Raw genomic sequence first — 17734 nt, 5'->3', positions numbered from 1 at the left:
AGGTCGTAGCAGGCGCGCGAGGTGTTCTTCGAGGTCAGGCCGGGGCCTGCGCGGAAGTAGCCGCCCCAGTCCAGCGCGAAGGCGGACTGGGCGGTGGCGAGCAGCAGGCCGATGGCCAGCGGGGTGTGACGCCAAGCGGGGTGACGAATCTTCATGGTTTGTCTCCTGACGGGAAGAGTGGGCCGCAGGCCACTCGTGTTGTTGTGCAATGTTCAGATTGCTTGCGGCGAGCCGAATTATTAATGAATACTGAACATGGAATTTATAGGTACTTACGATAGGGTGTTGGCGTACAAGCAACGCTTCTTCGGTGCCAATCAAACGCCAAGTTCGCGTAAGCCCGGGTAACCCGCAGGTGAGCCTCCGGCCCTTGAGGGTGGGCGGCAGCTGGCTGACCTTAAGGAAGCGCGCTGTGTGACGTGCCGACCGGCGAACCCGGAAAACAGTGTCCGGCGGGCTCGGAGGTATCGATGAAGTGGCTGAAAAACGCCGCTCAGTGCGAGCGGGGCAGGCGCAGTTGCACCGACAGCCCGGTGGGATGGACCGACTGCACCGACACCCGGCCGGCATGCCGTTCGACGATCTCCTTGACGATCGCCAGGCCCAGGCCGCAGCCCGTGCCTTCGTGCGTGGCGCGGAAGAAGCGCTCGAACACCTGGTGCTGTTGCTCCAGCGGCAGGCCGGGGCCGTTGTCGTTGACCTCGATGCGCACCCAGTCGTCGCCTTCTGCCGCCACCAGCACCGTGACCTCGGCGCCGCGGCCGGCGTAGCGCAGCGCGTTGTCGATCACATTGATCAAGGCCTCGCGCAGCAGCAGGCTGGTGCCGCGCACATGCAGCGGCTCGGCCTCGTCTGCCACCGCAAAGCCCAGGTCCTGCCCGGCATGCAGGGCGCGTGGCACCAGCTCCGCTGTCAGCTCGCGCGCCAGCTTGGCCATGTCCACCCGTTCCTGCGACTGGCGCGTGGCCGATTCCGGCTCGGCACGGGCCAGCGTGAGCAACTGGTTGACCAGGTGGGCGCTGCGGGTCGCGCTTTCGTGCACGCGCTGCAGGCGGGCCTGAAGGGCTGGCTCGGTGGCGTCTTTGAGTGCCAGCTCGGTCTGGCTTTTCAGGCCGGCCAGTGGTGTGCGCAACTGGTGGGCGGCGTCGCTGATGAAGCGTTTTTGCGCGCCCACGTTGCGCTGGACTGCGGCCAGCAACGCATTGATGGCCTGGGCCAGCGCGCGCACCTCGTGCGGCGCCACATCGATCTGGATCGGCGTCAGGTCATTGGCTGCGCGTCCGACCACCTGGCTGCGCAGCTTGCTCAATGGCGCCAGGCCGGCTCCAATGCCGGCCCAGACGATCATCGTCATCGCGATGATCAGCACCGACAGGGGCAGCACCGTGTCCAGCAGGATGCGGCGCGCCAGTTCCTCGCGGTTGGTGCTGGAACGCGCGACCTGGACCAGCATGGTCTGCGAAGGGCCGATGTCGTCGCCGTAGCTGAGGTACAGCGCGGCCACCCGCACCTGCTCGAAAATGGGTTTTTCGCCCTGCTCCAGGTGCGGGTTGAGCTGGATCTGGCCGTCGTAGAAGCGCGGGTCGCCCGGTGCCGCGCCAGCATCGCCCGCGGTCGGTGGCATTGGCAGGTTGCGGTTGCCGAGGATGAACTGTCCCGGAGGCGAGCTGACGGTGTAGAGCACCCGGTCGTTCGGGTCGGCTTCCAGAATGTCCTGCGCAGCGCGTGGAAAGTCGATCAGCAGCCCGTTGCCCACCGGCTTGACCTGGCGTGCGAGCGCACGCGTGGCCTGCAGCAGGCTGGCATCGATCGCCGCATTGGCATAGCGGGCTGCCAGGTTGTAGGTGAAGAACGCGCCGGCCAGCCACAGCACGAGCTGCGGCAGCAGCACCCAGACCAGCAACTGCTGGCGCAGCGAGCGCGCCCCGTGCAGCGCGCCCAGCCCCTTGCCGAGCAGGCGATGGCTCAGCGGTTGCCAGCGGCCCGGCGGCAGCGGATCAGGCAGGCCGGCGGGCACCGGCGTTGGGCCGGGCGGCAGGCCCGGGTCGGCATTCATGGCGGCAGGGCGATGGGAGGCAAGGACAAGGGCTGCAGCGCCCGATCGGCGCAGCACGCGGGTTCAGCGAAGCGCGGTTTCAGGCGACCACGGCTTCAGCCTCGAGCAGGTAACCCAGCCCGCGCACGGTGCGGATGACCAGTCCGGAACCCTCCAGCTTGCGACGCAGCCTGTGAATGTAGACCTCGATCGCGTTGTTGCCACCGGCACCGCCCTCGCTGGCACCGCCGGCGCGATCGGTTGCCCAGACCTGGTTGATCTGCTCCTTGGTGACCACCTTCTCGCGCTGCGTCAGCAGCAGGTCCAGCAGCATCCACTCGCGCGGGCTGAGTTCCAGCGGCTCGCTGCGCAGCGTGGCGCGGCGGGTGTCACGGTCGAAGCTCAGCGGGCCCATTTCGCTGGCGCTGCTGACCGGTTTGCTGCGGCGCAGCAGTGCCCGCAGCCGTGCTTCCAGCTCGGGAAAGTCGAAGGGTTTGGTCAGGTAGTCGTCGGCCCCGGCATTCAGGCCGGCCACGCGGTCGTCCAGGCTGTCGAGTGCGGTCAAGACCAGCACCGGCAAGCCGGGCTTGGCGGCGCGCACGCGGCGCAGCACCGTCAGCCCGTCGACCATGGGCAGGCCAAGGTCCAGCACCGCCAGGTCGTAAGGTTGCTTCAGCAGCAGGTATTCGGCCACTGCGCCATTCGGTGCGTGCTCCACCTGGAAGCCAGCCTCGCGCAATTGCGCAGACAGGGCGTCCGAGAGCAGCGCATCGTCTTCAGCGAGCAAGAGGTTCATGGGCAAAGCTTAACGTGCGCTGAGCGCGACGGGGAGGCGGGAAACACCGGGCAATGCCAGGCCTTGGCGCGGCGCTTCAGCCCAAGCGGCTCAGCAGCGCCTGGGCGGCGGCCGGGTTGCGCTCCTTGGCGCCACTGATGAAATAGAAGAACACGTCGCGCGGATGCGCCAGCTCAGCCGGCGGCGGACCGGCCTCGACCTTGGGCAGCCCGGTCGGCTCTTGTCCGTCGCGCCAGGTGGCGACGCTTTTGGCCAGGCCGTCCAGCACCTCGGGTTCACAGCCCTCCGGCTGTTCGGACGCGGTGCGCATGAAGCGGCAGTAGGCGAAGTCGGCGGTCAGGTCCGGCAGCGGCGGGTAGTCGTCAGCCTCGGTGAACACCGTGGCCATGCCCATGGACCGCGCCAGGTCCAGGTACTCGGGGCAACGGAAGCTCTCATGCCGCACGTCCAGTGCGTGGCGCAGCGGCCGGCCGCCCAGCTCGCGTGGCAGCAGCTTCAGGAAGGCGCCGAAGTCGGCCGCATCGAAACGCTTGCTTGGCGCGAATTGCCAGACGATGGGGCCGAGCTTGTCCTTCAATTCGAGCAGCCCGCTGGCCAGGAATTTCTCTACCGAGCCACCGGCCTCGGCCAGCACCCGGCGGTTGGTCGTGAAGCGGTTGGCCTTCAGCGAGAACATGAAGCCGGGCGGCGTGTCGTCATGCCACTTGGCAAAGGTGCTGGGCCGCTGGTCGCTGTAGTAGGTGCTGTTGATCTCGATTGCGCTGAGCTTGCTGCTGGCGTACGCGAGTTCCTTGGTCTTGGGCCAGCCCACGGGGAAGAAATTGCCATCGCGCCAGGGCTCGAAGACCCAGCCGCCAATGCCCACGCGGATGCGGGGTGCGCCGGATGTCGACGAGGAGGGCGTTACAGCATCAGGCAGGAGAGAAAGCGTGTGCATGGCGATCAAGGCGTGCAGCCGCAGCGGTAGTGAGTTGATCGTAGCGGCTCTGGCGCCGTAGGAGGGCGCCCACGTTCGGCTGAGGCCATGTCCGTCTTTGCAACTCGCGCCGGCAGGCCTATGGTTCGGCCATTCGCCGCGCCACGCGGCATCACGAGGAGAAGTCGACCATGGACTGCAGCTTCCATCAGTTCCACGAGCTGTTTGCCCAACTGGGCCTGCCCGCCGAGGAAGCGGACATTCGCAGTTTCATCCACGCGCACCGGCCGCTGCCCAGCGGCGTGGCCCTCAATGAAGCCGACTTCTGGACGCCCGCCCAGGCGCAACTGCTGAAGGAACAGCTCAAGCAGGACGCCGACTGGGCCGAGGTGGTCGACCAACTGAACCTGGCCTTGCATTGAGCGAGCCGGCCCGCGCCGGGCGGGCTGCGCTGCTCAACACTCGACGATGTTGACCGCCAGGCCGCCGCGAGCGGTTTCCTTGTATTTGGTCTTCATGTCCGCCCCGGTCTCGCGCATGGTCTTGATGACCTTGTCCAGGCTGACGTGGTGCGTGCCATCGCCGTGCAGCGCCATGCGGGCCGCATTGATGGCCTTGACCGAGGCGATGGCGTTGCGCTCGATGCAGGGGATCTGCACCAGGCCGCCGACCGGGTCGCAGGTCAGCCCCAGGTGGTGTTCCATGCCGATCTCGGCGGCGTTTTCCACCTGCTCTGGCGTACCGCCCATGACCTGGCACAGCGCAGCGGCGGCCATGGAACAGGCCACGCCCACCTCGCCCTGGCAGCCGACTTCGGCGCCCGAGATGCTGGCGTTTTCCTTGTAGAGGATGCCGATGGCCGCGGCGGTGAGCAGGAAGTCCACCACGCCCGCGTCGGTCGCGCTGTGCACGAAGCGCGTGTAGTAGTGGAGGACGGCCGGCACGATGCCGGCAGCGCCATTGGTCGGCGCCGTCACCACGCGGCCGCCGGCAGCGTTTTCCTCGTTGACCGCCAGTGCATAGAGGTTGACCCAGTCCATCACCTGCAGCGGGTCGCGCAGCGCGGCCTCGGGGTTGGATGTCAACGCGCGATGCAAAGTGGCGGCGCGGCGGCGCACTTTGAAGCCGCCCGGCAGGATGCCTTCGGTCCTGCAGCCGCGGGCCACGCAGTCCTGCATCACCTGCCAGATCTTCATCAGGCCGCTGTGGATCTCGGCCTCCGTGCGCCAGTGCAGCTCGTTGCGCCGCATGACCTGGGCGATGGACAGGCCGTGTTCCTGGCATAGCGCGAGCAACTGGTCGCCGCTGGTGAAGGGCAAGGGCAGCACGGTGGCATCCGGTGCGATGACCTTCTGCTTGCTGCCGTCGGCTGCCACTTCATCGCTGACGACAAAGCCGCCACCGACCGAGTAGTAGGTGCGCGACTCCAGCTCGGCGCCGGCCGCGTCATAGGCCGTGAGCCGCATGCCATTCGCGTGGAAGGGCAGCGTCTCTCGGCGCATGAAGAGCAGATCCTCGGCCTCGAGGAAATGGACCGGATGCTCGCCCAGCAGGTTCAGCCGCCGCTCGCCGCGCATGGCTTCCAGGATGGCCGGCACCTGCTCCACGTCCACGCTGTCCGGCTCATGGCCGGCCAGGCCCAGCAGCACGGCCTTGTCGCTGCCGTGGCCCTTGCCGGTGGCACCCAGCGAACCGTAGAGCCAGCAGCGCACGCGGGCCACGCGAGGCAGCAAGTCCTCGTGCCGCAGGCGACCAACGAACAGCCGCGCCGCGCGCATCGGACCTACCGTGTGCGAGCTGCTCGGGCCGATGCCGATCTTGAACAGATCGAAGACTGAGACTGCCATCGTGGACCTTGCTAAGAGGCTGGGCGGATCGCGGGAGGATCAGGCCTCGAGTTCGGAAACTGGAATGCAACTGCAGAACAGGTTCCGGTCGCCCCAGACGTTGTCCACGCGGCCGACCGGCGACCAGTACTTGCCCTGGCGCAGGCTGGCCAACGGGTAGGCGGCGGCCTCGCGGCTGTAGCCGTGCGTCCACTCGGTCTTCACCAGCTGTTCGGCGGTGTGCGGCGCGTTCTTCAGCGGGTTGTCCTCGCGCGGCAGCGTGCCAGCCTCGACCTGGCGGATCTCTTCGCGGATCGCGATCATCGCGTCGCAGAAGCGGTCCAGCTCGGCTTTGGGTTCGCTCTCGGTCGGCTCGACCATCAGCGTGCCGGCGACCGGGAAGGACAGCGTGGGCGCGTGGAAGCCGTAGTCGATCAGGCGCTTGGCCACGTCTTCGGCGCTGATGCCGGACGAGTCCTTCAGCGGGCGCAGGTCCAGGATGCACTCGTGGGCGACGCCGCCGCCCTTGATGCCGTCCTTGCTGCCGCTGAAGTGGATGTCGTAGTGGCCAGACAGGCGGGCCGCGACATAGTTGGCGCTGAGGATGGCGGTTTCAGTCGCGGCCTGCAGGCCTTCGGCACCCATCATGCGCACGTACATCCAGCTGATGGGCAGCACCGCGGCATTGCCCAGCGGCGCGGCCGAGACGGCGCCCACTCCGCCCAGGCGCTGCTGGCCGGCGGTGCCGTGGCCCGGCAGGAAGGGCACCAGGTCTTCGACCACGCAGACCGGGCCGACGCCCGGGCCGCCACCGCCGTGCGGAATGCAGAAGGTCTTGTGCAGGTTCAGGTGGCTCACGTCGCCGCCGAACTGGCCCGGCGCTGCCACGCCGACCATTGCGTTCATGTTGGCGCCGTCCACGTACACCCGGCCGCCGAAGCTGTGCACCATCTCGCACAGCGCCTTCACCTGCGGCTCGAACACGCCGTAGGTGGAGGGGTAGGTGATCATGATCGCAGCCAGGTCGGCCGCATGCTTCTCGCACTTGGCCTTCAGGTCCGCCAGGTCCACGCTGCCGTTGGCGTCGCATTTCACGACGACCACCTGCATGCCGACCATCATCGCGCTGGCCGGGTTGGTGCCGTGCGCGCTCTCGGGGATCAGGCAGATGCGGCGGTGGGCTTCACCGCGGCTGGCATGCCAGGCCTGGATGGCCAGCAGGCCGGCGTATTCGCCTTGCGAGCCGGCGTTGGGCTGCAGGCTGATGCCGGCGTAACCGGTGGCTTGTGCCAGCCAGGCGCAGAGCTGCTCGTTCAGCAGCGCGTAGCCGGCCAGCTGGTCGGCCGGGGCAAACGGGTGGATGTTGGCGAACTCCGGCCAGGTGATGGGGATCATCTCGCTGGTGGCGTTCAGCTTCATGGTGCACGAGCCCAGCGGGATCATGCTGCGGTCCAGCGCCAGGTCCTTGTCCGAGAGCTTGCGGATGTAGCGCAGCATCTCGGTTTCGCTGTGGTGGGCGTTGAAGACCGGATGCGTCAGGAAGGCCGAGCTGCGGGCCAGGGCGGCCGGCACCAGCGGCGCCACGCCGGCTTCGAACTGGTCGAAGGTGGGCAGCGAATTGCCGTGGGCGAACAGGGCCCAGATCGCCAGCAGGTCGGCGCGCGTGGTGGTCTCGTCCAGCGTGATGCCGACCGAAGCGTCGCTCGCCTTGCGCAGGTTCATGCCGGCGGCGCGGGCCGTTGCCAGAATGGCTTCCGTCTGGCCGGCTGACTTCACTTCCAGCGTGTCAAAGGCTTCTTCATGCGCCAGCGTGGCGCCCAGTTGCTTCAGGCCGGCGGCCAGGATGGCGGTGTAGCTGGCCACGCGGCGGGCGATGCGCTTGAGGCCATCCGGGCCGTGATAAACGGCGTACATGCTGGCGACGACGGCCGGCAGCACCTGCGCGGTGCAGATGTTGGACGTGGCCTTTTCGCGGCGGATGTGCTGCTCGCGGGTCTGCAGCGCCAGGCGATAGGCGGGCGCGCCGTGCGCGTCCACGCTCACGCCCACCAGGCGGCCGGGCAAAGAGCGCTTGAATTCGTCCTTGCAGGCCAGGTAGGCGGCGTGCGGACCGCCAGCGCCCATGGGCATGCCGAAGCGCTGGGTATTGCCCAGCGCGATGTCAGCGCCTTGCTCGGCCGGGGCCTGCATCAGCGTCAGCGCCAGCAGGTCGGCCGCGACGATCAGCAGGCCGCCCTTGGCGTGCACGGCATCGGCCAGCGGCTGCAACGCGCGCACCCGGCCGGTCACGCCGGGGTACTGCACCAGCGCGGCAAAGCATTCCTGCTGGCCGGCTTGCTCGGCCGGGCCGACGACGACCGTGATGCCCAGCGGCTTGGCGCGGGTGCGGATCACTTCCAGCGACTGCGGCAGCACGTCGTCTGCCACGAAGAAGGTTTCGCTCTTGCTCTTGCCCACGCGGGCGGCCAGCGTCATGGCTTCGGCGGCCGAGGTGGCCTCGTCCAGCATCGAGGCGTTGGCCACGGCCATGCCGGTCAGGTCGGTCACCAGGGTCTGGAAGTTGACCAGGGCTTCCATGCGGCCTTGCGAGATCTCGGCCTGGTAAGGCGTGTAGGCGGTGTACCAGGCCGGGTTCTCGAGGATGTTGCGCAGGATGACGCCGGGGGTCAGCGTGCCGTGGTAGCCCTGGCCGATGAAGCTCTTGAGGCACTGGTTCTTGCCAGCGATGGCCTTCAGCTCGGCCAACGCCTGGGCTTCGGTCAGCGGCGCGGGCAACTGCATGGGCGCGCTGCGGGCGATGCTGGCGGGCACCAGGGTTTCGATCAGCGCACGACGCGAGGCCGCGCCGATCACGCTGAGCATCGCAGCTTCGTCCTCCGGCGCCGGCCCGATGTGGCGGGCGACGAACTCGGCGTTGTTTTCAAGGGCGTCCAGGGGCGCGTGGGCGGACATCAGCATGGCAGCGGGTCTCGGCGGGGCGGCCGCGGTGGCGGCAGGGGAAAGGCGGGAAGGTTCGGCGGCGGATCGCGCCACCGAACCCGGCAGGATCAGCGCGGGATCAGAGCGTCTTCAGCAGCGCGTCGTACGAAGGCGCATCCATCAGCGCTTCGAACTCGGCCATGTCCGACACGTGGACCTTGAAGAACCAGCCGTTGCCCATCGGGTCGGTGTTGGCCAGCGAAGGATCGGCACGCAGCGCTTCGTTGACTTCGACGACTTCGCCGCTGACCGGCATGTAGATGTCGGCCGCGGCCTTGACCGACTCGACCACGCCGGCGATGTCGCCCTTGGCGTAGGTCGTGCCGACCTCGGGCAGGTCTACGAAGACCACATCGCCCAGGGCATCCTGCGCGTGCAGCGTGATGCCGACGACGGCGGCTTCGTGGTCCTCGATGTTGATCCACTCGTGATCGTTGGTGTACATGGTCGTCATGTGTCGGGCTCCGTGGTGTGGCGGGAGAAAGAATTCAGGAACAAACAAAGGGGGAGGCGGCAGCACGGCGGCGCCGTGCCAGCGCGCAGGTTAGATCGGCGGGGCGGGGCTGTCCAACCCCGGATGGGGCAGGTCGCAAGCCCGCCTCTGACCGATCTCGCTGCGCTCAGCCGCGGTAGTAGCGGTTCGGTGTGAACGGCGTGGCGGCGACCGTCATCGGCAGCCGCTTGCCGCGCACTTCGGCGAAGACTTCGGTGCCCACCGCGGCCTGCGCGGTCGGCAGGTAGGCCAGCGCGACCGGCGTGTTCACGGTCGGGCCCAGCGTGCCGCTGGTCACGGTGCCCAGCTCGGTGCCGTCTGCCGAGAACAGCTTGGTGCCTTCGCGCACCGGCGCCCGTTCCTTGCCGACCAGGCCCACGCGCTTGCGCGCCGCGCCTTCGGCGAACTGGCGGTCGATGACCGCGGCGCCAGGGTAGCCACCAGCGCGCGCGCCACCAGCACGCCGCACCTTCTGGACGCCCCAGGTCAGCGCGGCTTCGACTGGCGTGGTCGTCGTGTCGATGTCGTGGCCGTACAGGCACAGGCCGGCTTCCAGGCGCAGCGTGTCGCGCGCACCCAGGCCGGCAGGCTTCACTTCCGGCTGGGCGAGCAGTTCGCGGGCCAGGGCGATGGCGTCGTTCTCGTGCACCGAGATCTCGAAGCCGTCTTCGCCGCTGTAGCCCGAACGGGTCACGAAGCATTCGGCGCCGGCCAATGTGAACAGGCCGCCGGTCATGAAGGTCAGCTTGGCGACTTCGGGGTTCAGGCGGGAGAGGGCGTCGACCGCCTTCGGGCCCTGCAGCGCCAGCAGCGCACGCTCGGGCAGCGGCCTGACTTCGCAGCGGCTGCCAATGCGGGCCTGCAGGTGCGCGATGTCCGCGTCCTTGCAGCCAGCGTTCACCACCACGAACAGGTCGCCGAAGCTGGCTGCTCCCTTGCCGGCCGGGCGGGTGATCATCAGGTCGTCGAGGATGCCGCCTTCGTCGTTCGTGAAGAAGGCGTAGCGCTGCTTGCCGGGCGCCAGGTCGATCACGTCCACCGGCACCAGGGTTTCCAAAGCGGCGGCCGCGTCGGCGCCGATCAGGCGCAACTGGCCCATGTGCGAGACGTCGAACAGCGCGGCCGAATCGCGGCACTGGCGGTGCTCGGCCATCAGGCCGGCCGGGTATTGCACCGGCATCGCGTAGCCGGCAAAAGGCACCATGCGGGCGCCGAGTTCGAGGTGCAGGGCGTGCAGCGGGGTCTGCAGCAGGGTGTCAGGCGTGGAGCTCATGCGGGGTCGTCTCTTCAGGTCGGCGCTTGGAGGGCGGTCTGGCGAATCTCTTCATCCAATAGGCCCTCCCTGTCCGCTTTACCTGAGAGATTGACGGCGCCGTTGATAACGGCCACCGCTTGCCCCTTCGGTGGACGGGCTCATGGCCTTGCAGCCATCACCCGCCTCTCTCCAGTGAGGAACGCCCCGCGTGTTACGGCAAGACGCTTGTCAGTCCTTTTGCCTGAGCGTTCGAGGGTGTGCCTCTGCGCCTTCGGCGGCTCCGGGTGGAGCTCTCTCCTAACAAGCTGGGCAGTGTAACCGCAGCCGCGCGTGGCGCCAGCGCCGTGCGATAGTCCCGGCCGTGCCAAGAATTGACCAAGACCCACATCAAGACCGTTATCAACCGACCTCGCGCCGCCAGCGCCTGGTCGTCATCGCCGTCACGGCAGCCACGGTGGTGGTGCTGTGGCTGCTGCTGATTTATCGGCCGGGTGGCCACTACACGATTTACGACCCACCCAAGCCAGCCTGCAAGCCCGGCCAGACGATCGATTGCGTGGGCGGCAAGGCCGACGTGCTGTTACTGCCGGCCACGCCGGCGTCCGCCAGCGGCGGCTGAACGCTCGCGGAGGCTTCAGGCCGTAGCCAGCATCGCGCGGCCCACGGCCTCGGCGACCTCGATGCCGTCCACGCCAGCGGACATGATGCCGCCTGCATAGCCCGCGCCTTCGCCGGCCGGGAACAGGCCCTTGACGTTCAGGCTCTGGTAGTCCTTGCCGCGTGTCATGCGCAGCGGCGAGGAGGTGCGGGTCTCGACGCCGGTCAGCACCGCGTCTGGCATCGAGAAGCCCTTGATCTGCCGCTCGAAGGCGGGCAATGCCTCGCGGATTGCATCCAGCACGTAGTGCGGCAGGACGGGGCGGTCCTTGGCGGCCAGCTCGGTCAGCTGCACGCCGGGCTTGTACGAGGGCTCCACATTGCCGAGCACGCGGCTGGGCTGGCGCTTGATGAAGTCGCCCACCAGTGCGGCGGGCGCCACGTAGCCGCCGCCGCCCAGTTCGTAGGCGCGAGACTCCCAGACGCGCTGGAAAGCCATGCCGTCCAGCGGGCTGACGGGCCCGCTGCCCGGGATCTGCCGGTAGTCAGCCGGGTCAATGCCGACGACGATGCCGGCGTTGGCATTGCGCTCGTTGCGCGAATACTGGCTCATGCCGTTGGTCACCACGCGCTCGGGCTCCGAGGTTGCGGCCACCACGGTGCCGCCAGGGCACATGCAGAAGCTGTAGACCGAACGGCCATTGCTGGCGTGGTGCACCAGCTTGTAGTCGGCCGCGCCGAGGATGGGATGGCCGGCATTCGTGCCGAAACGTGCCCGGTCGATCACGCCTTGCGGATGTTCGACCCGGAAGCCAATGGAAAACGGCTTGGCTTCCATGTAGACGCCGCGCTCGTGCAGCATGGTGAAGGTGTCGCGCGCGCTGTGGCCCAGCGCCATCACGACGTGGTCCGAGCGCAGTGTTTCGCCGGAGGCCAGCGTCACGCCGCGAATGTGGCGCTGCTCGCCCTCGCCTTCGATCAGCACGTCGGTGACCCGCTGCTCGAAGCGGATCTCGCCGCCCAGCGCGACGATGTCGGCCCGGATCTTCTCGACCATGCTGACCAGCCGGAAGGTGCCGATGTGCGGCTTGCTGACGTAGAGGATTTCCTCGGGCGCGCCGGCCTTGACGAACTCGTTCAGCACCTTGCGCGTCAGGTGGCGTGGGTCGCTGATCTGGCTCCACAGCTTGCCGTCGGAGAAGGTGCCGGCGCCGCCTTCGCCGAACTGCACGTTCGACTCCGGGTTCAGCTGCTGCTGGCGCCACAGGCCCCAGGTGTCCTTGGTGCGCTGGCGCACTTCCTTGCCGCGCTCCAGCACGATGGGGCGCAAGCCCATCTGGGCCAGGATCAGCGCGGCGAAGATGCCGCACGGGCCGAAGCCGACCACCAGTGGGCGGTGCTTGCCGCCGGCCACGGCGTCGGCGGCGAAATAGTCTGCCGGCACATGGCCGACAAAACGATAGGAGGTGTCCGGTGAGAGCCGGATGTGAGGGTCACCCGCATGCTTTTGAAGCACGGCGGCTTCATCAGCTTCTGGCGCCAGCTCGCAGTCCACCGTGTAGATCAGCACGATGGCCGATTTCTTGCGCGCGTCATAGGCGCGCTTGAACAAAGTGAACCGGCTCAGTGCCGTGTCCGCAACGCCCAGCCTGGCGACGATGGCCGGACGCAGCGCGTCTTCGGCATGGTTCAGCGGCAGGCGGAGCTCGGTGATCCTCAGCATGGTGCAGGTCTGCGGTGGCGGTCAATCAGGCCCTGGCGCAGGGCCAGTGACACCACCGGCAGGCCAGGGCGGGGGCTTTAGCCGCCCTTCTTCGCGCGCTTGCCGGCGCTCTTCTTGCTGCGGGTGTGCGAGCCACGTTCCAGGCTCACGCGCTGGCCGCGGTGCGTGGTGACGGTGACACCGCTCGGAGCGGCGGGACGCGGGGTGGCCTTGCGGTCGGCTTCGGTAACGATCTTGTTGCCCATGGTGGCTCCAGTGAAAAAAGAATCAACCCTCGATTAGGCCACAAGCGCCGTGGCTGGCAGCCCGTCTGGCGAGTCCGCCAGGCAAGGTTCAAAGAAAAAGCCGCCGCGCGGAGGGTGCGCAAAGCGGCTTGTTCAAGTGGCTTGGTGTCCTTTTGCTCGAACCCCGCGAGGGATTGGCAAAGGTGACGAGCCTGATCTCGGCACTGGTCACAACAGTTAGGGCTGCTTGGTTCCCCACCTGACCCAGTTGGCCGTGCTTCCATGCGAGGAGGCCCGTCACGACGAATTCTAACCCAGGCCGAAGAGGCGGCCCGGGCCCCGACCAGGAAATCCGGCGCTCTTAGCGCAGTTGCAGGTCGTCGTCGCCAAAGCGCACGTTGATCGGCTCGATCAGCACCTGCTTGCTGGCGCTGGCTTCGACCACGCCGGCGACGATCGCATCCACGCCCTGGGCCTTGGCGATCTCGACGGTGCGCTCGGCGTCCCCGGCCTTCACGAACAGCGCGAAGCCTGCGCCCATGTTCAGCGTGGAATAGGCCTCGCGGTCGTCTTGCTTGGCGTGTTGCTGGATGAACTTCAGCACCGGCGGCACGGCGGGCACGCTGTGGATGCGGTAGCTCAGGCTGCTCGGGTGGCGCAACAGCTTGCGCCAGCCGTGGCCGGTGATGTTGGCGCAGTAGTGCATGGTCACGCCGGCCTTGGCCAGCGCTTCGGTGACCGGGCTGTACAGCGTGGTCGGCGCCAGCAGCGCTTCGCCGTAGGTGAGGCCGGGCTCGATCTCGGTCAGGTAGCCCTGCGGCAGGCGCTCGACCAGCTTGCGCGCCAGGCTCAGGCCGTTGGCATGGATGCCGCTGGAGCTGAGCAGCACGATGGCGTCACCGGCGCCCAGTGCGTCGCCCACGCTGAGGCGGGTCTTGGGGTTGATGATGCCGGTGCAGGACGCAGCCAGGTCGATGCGGCCACTCTCGACAATGCCGGCCAGTGCCGGCGTTTCGCCGCCGCCCCAGGCCACGCCGCACACGTCGCAGGCCTTCTTCCAGCCTTCGACCAGGGCTTGCGCGCGTTGCGCGTCGGCGAACCAGTCGCTGCCACCGGCGGCCCAGTAGGCCTGCACGACCAGCGGCGTGGCGCCGACGGTGATCAGGTCGTTGACCGCCATCGCAATGGTGTCCTGCGCAATCCCGGCGTAGTAGCTCTTGCCGGTCAGTGCCTTCATCTCGTCGGCCACCAGGGCCTTGGAGCCCAGGCATTCGACGATGCTGGCCAGGTAGAACGGACCCACGTCGACCACGTAGGCCGATTCGCCGCGCGAGGCCGGCACTTCGCTGAAGCCGTGGCCGGCGAGGTGGCCGGCGGTGGCGGCAGCGGCGCGTTGCGCGGCGACCTTCAGCGGGTCGATCAGATCGTAGTTGACGCCGGCCTGCTCGTAGCTGAGGGTGTCGGCGGCGGGGCTGTGGGAAGCGGATGCGGTCATGGGTCGGGATTATCCGACAGCCGCGGACCGCACCCGCTTGGTGGCCGGAGGCCTGCCAGCCTCCGGCCACCGGGGTCAGCGCTTGTTCGGCGCTGCCATGCCCGTTACCCGCACCGGGCTGCTGAAGCCCTTGCGCATGGCTTCGGCCATCTTCGCTGCCGTCATCTCCAGCTGCTTGGCGGCCAGGTCCAGCCCGGCGCGCTGCAGTTCAGGGTCCGACAGCTTCGCCGCTTCGGCCATGGCCAGGGCCGTTGCCAGCGAAAGCACCAATGGGTCCCACGGGCCGACGGGACCGTTGCCAGTCGGGCCACCGCCGTCCACCATCACGCCCCAGCTGACCCAGGTGCCCTTCTGGTACCTGCCCAGGTTGGGCAGCTTCATGCCGCCGCCACCGCCGGTGCTCTGGTAGAACGCAAAGGCCACGCCGGTGCTGCCCGCGCCGGTGTGCAGGTGGGTGGTGCTGACGCTGTCGCTGCCAGCCGGGGCCTGCACCATCACGCGCCAATCCATGAAGGGCACAGCGTGGATGGTGTCGTAGGCAGACACGGTCTCGACCGCGGCGCTGGGCACGAAGCCGGTTTCGTTGGCGGCGTTGGTCAGTTCGGCATCCGGCGAGATGGTCACGAAATCGTCGTCGACGAAGGTGCCTTGCGCCACGTCGAAGGCGTCGACGAAAGTGCCCTTTTCGCCATTGCCGCGGCCGCCACCGGGCAGGTACCAGGCGGTGGCCTGCACGTCGCTGCCTTCTACTTCGATGTTCAGGCTGGGCGAGAAGCTCACGCCGGGGCCGCCGGCGGCCCCGGTGACTGACCAGAAGGCGAATTGCGCCGTCTGGTCCTGGCCGTTGCTGTCCTGCCAGCTGATGTTGGACGAAGCCCAGGCCTGGTAGCCGCCGGGGTTGTCCACTTGGGTGGACAGTGGCGCGACGAGGTCCAGCGCGGCGCTGCCGTGGCCGCGGCGGCCACGTGAAAGCCAGGTCACGTAACGGGTGTGCACAGTGCTCATGTTTGTCTCCAAAAAAGGGTGCAGCGCATGGTCTGGACCCTGTCTGGGCGGTGGCGCTGCGGGCTGCCGCGAGCGGCGACAGCTGCGCTCATCGTGCGCCGCGGGCCTTCCGGCCTGCCACCCTCCGATGGGGGTTCATGAGGACCCAAAACGCGGGTGTCGCATGCGGCACGGCGGGTCAACCCGAATGCCCGCGGCGTGTCCGGCGCCCCGGTCGGCGGGCTGGCCGGCCAACCTTAGAATGAGCGGATGAGTTATGTCGTCCTGGCGCGCAAGTACCGCCCCCGCAGCTTCGAGGAAATGGTCGGCCAGGACCATGTGGTGCGCGCCTTGACGCACGCGCTGGAGCAGCAGCGGCTGCACCATGCCTACCTGTTCACCGGCACGCGCGGCATTGGCAAGACCACGGTTTCGCGCATCCTGGCCAAGAGCCTGAACTGCACCGGGCCGGACGGCACCGGTGGCATCACTGCGCGGCCCTGCGGCCAGTGCACCGCGTGCCGCGAGATCGACGCCGACCGCTACATCGACTACATGGAGCTGGACGCTGCGTCCAACCGCAGCATTGACGAGATTCGCGAGCTGATCGAACGCTCCGCCTACAAGCCCACCGTCGGCCGCTTCAAGGTCTTCATGATCGACGAAGCCCACCAGCTGACCAAGGACGCGTTCAACGCGCTGCTGAAGACGCTCGAAGAGCCGCCCGAGTACCTGAAGTTCGTGCTGGCGACGACCGACCCCGAGAAGATGCTGCCGACAGTGCTGAGCCGCTGCCTGCAGTTCAACCTGCGGCCCATGGCGCCGCAGACGGTGCTGGAACACCTGACCCGCGTGCTGGAGGCCGAAAGCGTGGCGGCCGAGCCGGGTGCGCTGCGCCTGCTGTCCCGCGCCGCACGAGGCTCGATGCGCGATGCGCTGTCGTTGACCGACCAGGCAATTGCCTACGGCGGTGGTCAGCTGCAGGAGCCCGCCGTGCGCGCGATGCTCGGCACGGTGGACCGCAGCCATGCGCTTCGGCTGGTCGGCGCGCTGGCGCAGCGTGACGGGAAAGCGGTGCTGGCCGAGGTTGATGGGCTGCGTGCGCAAGGGCTGTCGGCCGCGGGGACGCTGGAGGAGATCGCTCGATTGCTGCAGCACATGGCCGTGGAGCAGGCGGTGCCCGGCGCGCTGGACGAGACCGACCCGGACATGGAAGCGCCGCGCCAGCTGGCACCGCAGCTCGCGCAGGACGAAACCCAGCTGCTTTACAGCATGGTGCTGCACGGCCGCGCCGAACTGAGCCTGGCGCCTGATGAATACGCCGGCCTGGTGATGGTGCTGCTCCGCTTCCTGGCCTTTCCATCTGCTGGTGGCGAAGGGCGCGTGCCTGCTGCGCCTGCGGTCAGGCCGACCGCGGCGCTGGTCGCATCGCCGCAGGTGGCCTCGACCTCGGTCAGCCCGCCGCGGCCTGCGGTCGCCAGTGTGCCCACGCCTGCGCCTTCCCCCGCCTCTGTGGCCACCAAGCCTGCCGCGGCGCCGGCTGTTGCGCCCCCGCCTGTTGTGGCACAACCGCCAGCCGCGGTGCCCAAGCCGGTTTCCGTTGCCAGCCATCTGGCGCCGCCCGTTGCAGTGCCCGCGGCGCCGCCCAGCCGTGCATCGCTGGCCCGAAAGCCTTCTGCTATCGACGAGCCGCCGCCTTGGATGGACGAGGCGCCATTCGAAGGCGAAGCCGCGCCACGCGTGGCGGCCAGGGCGCTGCGCGCGGCTGAACCTGAACCCGAGCCTGCCGCCCCGCGCGGCCCGGCCTCCGCCATGGCCTCGCGCCTGGCGCAGGCGCGGGACGCTGCGGCACAGCGCGAGCGCGATGCGGGTGACGCCTTGATGGTCGCCGAACCGCTTGGTGAGGCCGAGGACTTCGACGAAGCACCGCTCGCCCGCCCTACGCCCGCGCCGGAGCGTGACCTGGCATTGCTGCGCGTGCCGCGCACGGCACTCGGTGACCAATGGGCCGAGGCGGTGGCGGGCATGTCGGCCAGCGGCAGCCTGGTGGCGCTGGTGCGTGCGCTGGCCATGCAGGCCGAGCTGATCGCGCAGGTGCCTGCGGGCGAGGAGGGCGCAGTGCGCTGGTCGCTGCGCGTGGAGCGCGAGACACTGCGCGCGCCACCGCTGGTCGAGAAGCTGCAGGCCGCGCTGCGCAACTGGTCCGGCCAGGCTGAGCTGGTGCTGGACGTTGCGTCTGGCGTGGCGCTGGATTCCCCTGCGCTGCGCGATGCCGAACAGGCCAGGCTGCGCCAGCGCGAGGCCGAACTGGTGGTCCAATCACATCCTTTGGTGCAGTCGCTGCTGGCCCAGTTCAGCACCGCCCGCATCGTGCCCGGCTCGATCAAGCCGACCTGATGATCTGTCTGCGC

The 17734-nt window shown here is 68.3% G+C and carries 14 protein-coding genes, 1 other RNA gene and 2 riboswitches; of the genes, 3 read left to right on the top strand and 12 right to left on the bottom strand.

Annotated elements, in window-relative coordinates:
* Positions 1 to 493 precede the first annotated feature (493 nt).
* The 3 genes from LRH25_RS21885 to LRH25_RS21875 form a co-directional block, all read right to left on the bottom strand.
* Entirely contained in the window at positions 494 to 2056 is a 1563-nt protein-coding gene (locus tag LRH25_RS21885) for a sensor histidine kinase (protein ID WP_231012202.1), read from the bottom strand.
* A 79-nt stretch (positions 2057 to 2135) separates the two neighbouring features.
* Positions 2136 to 2831 carry a response regulator transcription factor gene (locus tag LRH25_RS21880; RefSeq protein WP_141288421.1) on the bottom strand — a complete coding sequence of 232 codons (696 nt, stop codon included), beginning with the start codon at positions 2829 to 2831 and terminating at the stop codon, positions 2136 to 2138.
* A 76-nt stretch (positions 2832 to 2907) separates the two neighbouring features.
* Positions 2908 to 3768 carry a DUF72 domain-containing protein gene (locus LRH25_RS21875; protein ID WP_141288420.1) on the bottom strand — a complete coding sequence of 287 codons (861 nt, stop codon included), beginning with the start codon at positions 3766 to 3768 and terminating at the stop codon, positions 2908 to 2910.
* A 170-nt stretch (positions 3769 to 3938) separates the two neighbouring features.
* Here LRH25_RS21875 and LRH25_RS21870 point away from each other — a divergent pair, with 170 nt between their 5' ends.
* Positions 3939 to 4169, top strand: coding sequence for a DUF2789 domain-containing protein (locus LRH25_RS21870; RefSeq protein ID WP_141288419.1), 231 nt, complete (start codon positions 3939 to 3941; stop codon positions 4167 to 4169).
* Between the two features lie 33 nt (positions 4170 to 4202).
* On the opposite strand, the gene LRH25_RS21865 is transcribed toward LRH25_RS21870, so the two are convergent.
* The 4 genes from LRH25_RS21865 to gcvT form a co-directional block, all read right to left on the bottom strand.
* Positions 4203 to 5594 carry an L-serine ammonia-lyase gene (locus LRH25_RS21865; protein WP_141288418.1) on the bottom strand — a complete coding sequence of 464 codons (1392 nt, stop codon included), beginning with the start codon at positions 5592 to 5594 and terminating at the stop codon, positions 4203 to 4205.
* 39 nt (positions 5595 to 5633) lie between these two features.
* Positions 5634 to 8531, bottom strand: a complete 2898-nt coding sequence (gene gcvP / locus LRH25_RS21860) for an aminomethyl-transferring glycine dehydrogenase (protein ID WP_141288417.1) — start codon at positions 8529 to 8531, stop codon at positions 5634 to 5636.
* 100 nt (positions 8532 to 8631) lie between these two features.
* Positions 8632 to 9006 carry a glycine cleavage system protein GcvH gene (gene gcvH / locus LRH25_RS21855; RefSeq protein ID WP_141288416.1) on the bottom strand — a complete coding sequence of 125 codons (375 nt, stop codon included), beginning with the start codon at positions 9004 to 9006 and terminating at the stop codon, positions 8632 to 8634.
* A gap of 166 nt (positions 9007 to 9172) precedes the next feature.
* Positions 9173 to 10318 carry a glycine cleavage system aminomethyltransferase GcvT gene (gene gcvT / locus LRH25_RS21850; RefSeq protein WP_231012201.1) on the bottom strand — a complete coding sequence of 382 codons (1146 nt, stop codon included), beginning with the start codon at positions 10316 to 10318 and terminating at the stop codon, positions 9173 to 9175.
* A gap of 59 nt (positions 10319 to 10377) precedes the next feature.
* A riboswitch (glycine riboswitch) is annotated at positions 10378 to 10503 on the bottom strand.
* 16 nt (positions 10504 to 10519) lie between these two features.
* Positions 10520 to 10610: riboswitch (glycine riboswitch) on the bottom strand.
* Positions 10611 to 10661: 51 nt separating this feature from the next.
* On the opposite strand from gcvT, the gene LRH25_RS21845 reads away from it, so the two are divergent.
* On the top strand, positions 10662 to 10919 hold the full coding sequence (locus LRH25_RS21845; RefSeq protein WP_141288444.1) for a hypothetical protein: 258 nt from the start codon (positions 10662 to 10664) through the stop codon (positions 10917 to 10919).
* A gap of 15 nt (positions 10920 to 10934) precedes the next feature.
* Here the strand turns inward: LRH25_RS21845 and LRH25_RS21840 are convergent, their stop codons facing one another.
* From LRH25_RS21840 to LRH25_RS21820, 5 genes are all read right to left on the bottom strand, one after another.
* Positions 10935 to 12620: an NAD(P)/FAD-dependent oxidoreductase gene (locus LRH25_RS21840; protein ID WP_141288445.1), complete on the bottom strand. Its 1686-nt coding sequence runs from the start codon at positions 12618 to 12620 to the stop codon at positions 10935 to 10937.
* A 77-nt stretch (positions 12621 to 12697) separates the two neighbouring features.
* Positions 12698 to 12865: a hypothetical protein gene (locus tag LRH25_RS21835; protein ID WP_170200925.1), complete on the bottom strand. Its 168-nt coding sequence runs from the start codon at positions 12863 to 12865 to the stop codon at positions 12698 to 12700.
* 181 nt (positions 12866 to 13046) lie between these two features.
* An RNA gene (gene ffs / locus LRH25_RS21830) (signal recognition particle sRNA small type) lies at positions 13047 to 13143 on the bottom strand.
* A 62-nt stretch (positions 13144 to 13205) separates the two neighbouring features.
* Entirely contained in the window at positions 13206 to 14339 is a 1134-nt protein-coding gene (locus LRH25_RS21825) for an AIR synthase-related protein (RefSeq protein ID WP_141288446.1), read from the bottom strand.
* A gap of 75 nt (positions 14340 to 14414) precedes the next feature.
* A complete protein-coding gene (locus LRH25_RS21820) occupies positions 14415 to 15344 on the bottom strand; it encodes a hypothetical protein (protein ID WP_141288447.1) in 930 nt (309 codons plus the stop codon).
* Between the two features lie 249 nt (positions 15345 to 15593).
* Here LRH25_RS21820 and dnaX point away from each other — a divergent pair, with 249 nt between their 5' ends.
* A complete protein-coding gene (gene dnaX, locus LRH25_RS21815) occupies positions 15594 to 17720 on the top strand; it encodes a DNA polymerase III subunit gamma/tau (protein ID WP_231012200.1) in 2127 nt (708 codons plus the stop codon).
* Positions 17721 to 17734 lie beyond the last annotated feature (14 nt).

The organism is Ideonella azotifigens (genome assembly GCF_021043325.1).
In the GTDB taxonomy this organism is placed as follows: Bacteria; Pseudomonadota; Gammaproteobacteria; order Burkholderiales; family Burkholderiaceae_C; genus Ideonella; species Ideonella azotifigens.
The sequence above is the reverse complement of the archived record's forward strand: the minus strand, read 5'-3'. Positions and strand labels throughout refer to the sequence as shown.

Bases quoted from the DNA above. Each gene is read 5' to 3' on its own strand.
- dnaX (WP_231012200.1), top strand. From the start codon at position 15,594: ATGAGTTATGTCGTCCTGGCGCGCAAGTACCGCCCCCGCAGCTTCGAG.
- gcvT (WP_231012201.1), bottom strand. From the start codon at position 10,318: ATGAGCTCCACGCCTGACACCCTGCTGCAGACCCCGCTGCACGCCCTG.
- LRH25_RS21885 (WP_231012202.1), bottom strand. From the start codon at position 2,056: ATGAATGCCGACCCGGGCCTGCCGCCCGGCCCAACGCCGGTGCCCGCC.
- gcvP (WP_141288417.1), bottom strand. From the start codon at position 8,531: ATGCTGATGTCCGCCCACGCGCCCCTGGACGCCCTTGAAAACAACGCC.
- LRH25_RS21825 (WP_141288446.1), bottom strand. From the start codon at position 14,339: ATGACCGCATCCGCTTCCCACAGCCCCGCCGCCGACACCCTCAGCTAC.
- LRH25_RS21835 (WP_170200925.1), bottom strand. From the start codon at position 12,865: ATGGGCAACAAGATCGTTACCGAAGCCGACCGCAAGGCCACCCCGCGT.
- LRH25_RS21820 (WP_141288447.1), bottom strand. From the start codon at position 15,344: ATGAGCACTGTGCACACCCGTTACGTGACCTGGCTTTCACGTGGCCGC.
- LRH25_RS21875 (WP_141288420.1), bottom strand. From the start codon at position 3,768: ATGCACACGCTTTCTCTCCTGCCTGATGCTGTAACGCCCTCCTCGTCG.
- LRH25_RS21840 (WP_141288445.1), bottom strand. From the start codon at position 12,620: ATGCTGAGGATCACCGAGCTCCGCCTGCCGCTGAACCATGCCGAAGAC.
- LRH25_RS21880 (WP_141288421.1), bottom strand. From the start codon at position 2,831: ATGAACCTCTTGCTCGCTGAAGACGATGCGCTGCTCTCGGACGCCCTG.
- gcvH (WP_141288416.1), bottom strand. From the start codon at position 9,006: ATGACGACCATGTACACCAACGATCACGAGTGGATCAACATCGAGGAC.
- LRH25_RS21865 (WP_141288418.1), bottom strand. From the start codon at position 5,594: ATGGCAGTCTCAGTCTTCGATCTGTTCAAGATCGGCATCGGCCCGAGC.
- LRH25_RS21870 (WP_141288419.1), top strand. From the start codon at position 3,939: ATGGACTGCAGCTTCCATCAGTTCCACGAGCTGTTTGCCCAACTGGGC.